Here is a 3,254-nt window from a genome sequence, read left to right on the forward strand (position 1 = left end):
GGGCCAGATCAGCTGTCTTCCCGCCCGCCTCTGCCTCCTTCAGCACTCCGATAATCTGCTCTTCCGTGAACCGTGATCGCTTCATCTGTCCGTCCTTCAAGGGGCCGGACTCTAATCATTCTTGGAGGAAAATCAGGGGGTCACGTCACTGGTAATCGGGAATTGCCATATCCTGATGACTAGCAGTCAATAGCTAGAACAGGCAACCAGCGTCCCCGAGGAAACACAACCAAACTCCCGGGAGCGCGAGGGCGATGGCCCTCGCACCTTCCCTTGTTCCAAACCTACAAGGCCTTCGATCATCCGCCCCCCGGGGTGTGCTTGTTGGCTTTGCGTCGGTCGAAGCGCATGCCTTGCTCAAGCCGCGCGCGCAATTGGGTGTAATAGGCTTCGAGGAAGGCGCGTTCGTCGCCTTTTCCGCCGGTCCAGCCGATCTTGGCGCAGATCGTTTCGGCCACTTCGCGCATCGCCTCGGGTTGGTTATCGCGCAGCACGCGTTCGAGCACTTGCAGCTCGTATTCGCCGTAGACCGCCAGTTCGGCCTCGCCAAAGTGGTACTGCGCGCCCGAAGCCGCGCTGGCACCGCGCGCGGCGGCACCCAGCGAGAGCGCTTGCTCCAACTTGCGGCGCGGCGCTTCGACCACCCATGTGCCCGCGATCACATCGCCGCAGCGCAAGCCGTCGCGGTTGAGAAAGGGAAACAGCACGAAGACGGCAAACCACACCGCGCCCGACCATCCGGCCAGCTCGGTATCGCTGCCCGCCTCGATCGCCCCGCCGATGAACACCAGCGGCATGTAAAGCTCGATGTCGCGCATCAGATTGCGCGCGATCACGGCTTCGGTGGTCAGTCGCCCCCCGCTCGCGTCAGCGCCCATAGCGCCGCGCGCGGCCACGCGGATGCCCATAAGGCGCTTGCCCGGCGTTGCCCCGCGCGGGCCAAGCTCGAACGAGAGGAACCACGCGTTGCGATAGAGGAACATGGCGATGAACCAGATCACCACCAATGCCTGCAGCGCACCCGCGCGCGCGGTGTTGGCCTGCAGATCTCGCTCAGAAATGCCGATCCCGCCTGCCATCCACACCAGCAGCAGCGTGGTTGCGGTCATCGTAAAGCCGATCAGGAACAGATCGATCATGAGCGCGGCGGCGCGCGCGCCCCGGCTGGCCAAGGTGATCGAGAGGCGCACGCCCTCAGGCGTGATCACGGTGCGCGCGCGGCGCTCCGCATCGGTGAGCACCGGCGCGCCGGGCACGGAGGCCCCGCGCCCGCGCCGCTGCATCAGCACGCCGCGCCAGCCGGTTGCGGTTGCAGGGGCGTCACTCACCTTCGCGCCGCCAGCCAAAGAAGTAAGCGCACCAGAACGCCAGCATGAACCCGCCGATGGCCAGCCGCCCGCCGGTGCTGTCGACCAATTGCCGGGCAAAGCCCTCGAGCAGCCCTGCGGCAATCAGCATCAGCACCACCCCGGCCATCACCAGCGCGGTCCGCCGCCCTGCGGCTGCCGCTGCATCGAGCACCGCCATCTGCCCCGGAAAGGCCATTGCGCGGCCGATATGAATGCCCGATGCGCCCGCCAGCAGGATCGCGAAAAGCTCGGTCGTGCCATGCACCGAAAGCCAGCCGATCAGCTCCCACGTCAGCCCTTGGCCGTGATATAGCCAGAGCAGCGCGCCGAGCACGGTGGTATTGTGGATCAGCAGCAGGATCGAAGGCACGCCAAAGGCAAAGCCGAGGGCATAGGCCAGGATCGAGACTTGCGCGTTGTTGCTGAACAGGAAGGCGGCGAACACGCCGAGCCCGGACTGGTCCTGATTGCCGAACAAGGTGCCATAAAGCGCCGCCCGGCTGGCACCGGGCACGCGCACGTCGCCTCCGCTTCCGGGCATGATCGCGTAGAACCAATCCGGATCGCTCGCCACCATCAGCCAGCCCACCACGGTGCCGGTGACCATGATGGCCAGCGCAATCCCCAGATCCACCCCCAGTGCGCGTACCGCCGCGCTCCAGCCGCCGCCCAGAAAGCGGCCCAGCCAGCTGCGCAGGCCATCGCGCGGACCATAGACGATGAACCATGCGCGCTGGACCAGCGCTTCGAGCCAGGCCAGCGTGGCGCGGTCGAGCGAGGTTTCGCGCGCGACCGAAAGGCTGGAGGCAAGATTGCGATACAGCACCGGCAGGGCAAGCAGATCGTCATCCGAAACCGCGCGCAGGCGGCCGGCCTCGATCCGCATGACAATGGCCTCCAGCCGCCGCCATTCGCCTTCGCGCTCAAGCCGGAACCGGTCCGAGCGCAGCGCGGCTTGTTCGGTCGCGGCGACCGCCTGCGCGGTGCTGCGCCCCAGCCAGCCACTGACGCGCTGAGACAGAGCGGCAGCAAAGCCGGGCGTTTCCGCGCTCATCCGATGCTCCCCTTGCGCTTCACCGCCAGATAGGCATCGAGCAGCCGGGTGCCGATCAGCGCATGCGGTGCTTCGATCACTTCGATCCCGCAGCGGCGCAGCCTTTGCAGCACCAGCGCGCGCTGGCGCAGCAAGGTGCTGGCGGTCACCGCCATCGCTGCCTGCTGCAGATCAGTGACCGGCGCATCGACAATTCCGCCAAGCTCCGCATCGGCCATGACCACAAACATCACCAGATGCCGCTGGGTCAGCCGCGTCAGATTTTCGATCATCAGCTCGGCGCTGGTCGGATCGGTGAAATCGGAGAACACCACGATCAGCGAACGCCGCCCCAGCCGCGCGGCGAGCGAGGCCAGCGCCAGCGTGAAATTGGGCTCCTCGGCGGTATAATCGAGCGCGGCGGCGGCGCGTTGCAGCCGCTGGAAATCACGCGGCTCGGTCACAAACGGGCTCAGCACCTGCGGCCTTGCGGCGAAGCCATAGAGCGCGATCCGGTCCTGCGCCTTCAGCGCGACCCAGGCCGTGGTGAGCGCAGCGGTTATCGCGCGATCGATCCGCGCCGCGCTGCCGCCGCGTCCGTCGACCGGTTCGCACATCGTCTGCCCGCAATCGAAGGCAAACACCATCTGGTTGTTGCGCTCGGTTTCAAACTCCTTGGCATAGAGCCGGGCATGGCGGGCCGAGCTTTTCCAGTCGATCCGCCGCCGGTCCATCCCCGGCTCGTATTCGGCAAGCGCTTCGAACTCGGTGCCCTCGCCCCTGATCCGCCGCGCGACCATGCCGAACTGCGCGTCGCGCAGGAAAATCTGCAAGCCCGGGCTGCGCACCGGGGTGATATCGGGCCAAACGCG

At 66.5% G+C, this 3,254-nt stretch carries 4 protein-coding genes; all 4 read right to left on the reverse strand.

What is annotated here, in order from left to right; genetic code table 11:
• Positions 1–85 (reverse strand): transposase (locus Q0O40_RS15920; protein ID WP_367183703.1); only part of this gene is annotated, 85 nt, incomplete at its 3' end.
• A gap of 214 nt (positions 86–299) precedes the next feature.
• Complete coding sequence (locus tag Q0O40_RS15790; RefSeq protein WP_295532110.1) at positions 300–1,328, reverse strand: RDD family protein; 1,029 nt, start codon at positions 1,326–1,328, stop codon at positions 300–302.
• Positions 1,321–2,403, reverse strand: coding sequence for a stage II sporulation protein M (locus Q0O40_RS15795; RefSeq protein ID WP_295532113.1), 1,083 nt, complete (start codon positions 2,401–2,403; stop codon positions 1,321–1,323). The genes Q0O40_RS15790 and Q0O40_RS15795 overlap by 8 nt, the downstream gene beginning before the upstream one ends.
• Positions 2,400–3,254: DUF58 domain-containing protein (locus tag Q0O40_RS15800; RefSeq protein WP_295532116.1), on the reverse strand; the 855-nt coding region annotated here is incomplete at its 5' end. The genes Q0O40_RS15800 and Q0O40_RS15795, both read right to left, overlap by 4 nt.

The sequence above is a fragment of the Novosphingobium sp. Chol11 genome, from assembly GCF_945870625.1.
GTDB lineage: Bacteria > Pseudomonadota > Alphaproteobacteria > Sphingomonadales > Sphingomonadaceae > Novosphingobium.

Coding starts and splice junctions, on each gene's coding strand:
- Q0O40_RS15795 (WP_295532113.1), bottom strand. CDS start 2,403: ATGAGCGCGGAAACGCCCGGCTTTGCTGCCGCTCTGTCTCAGCGCGTC.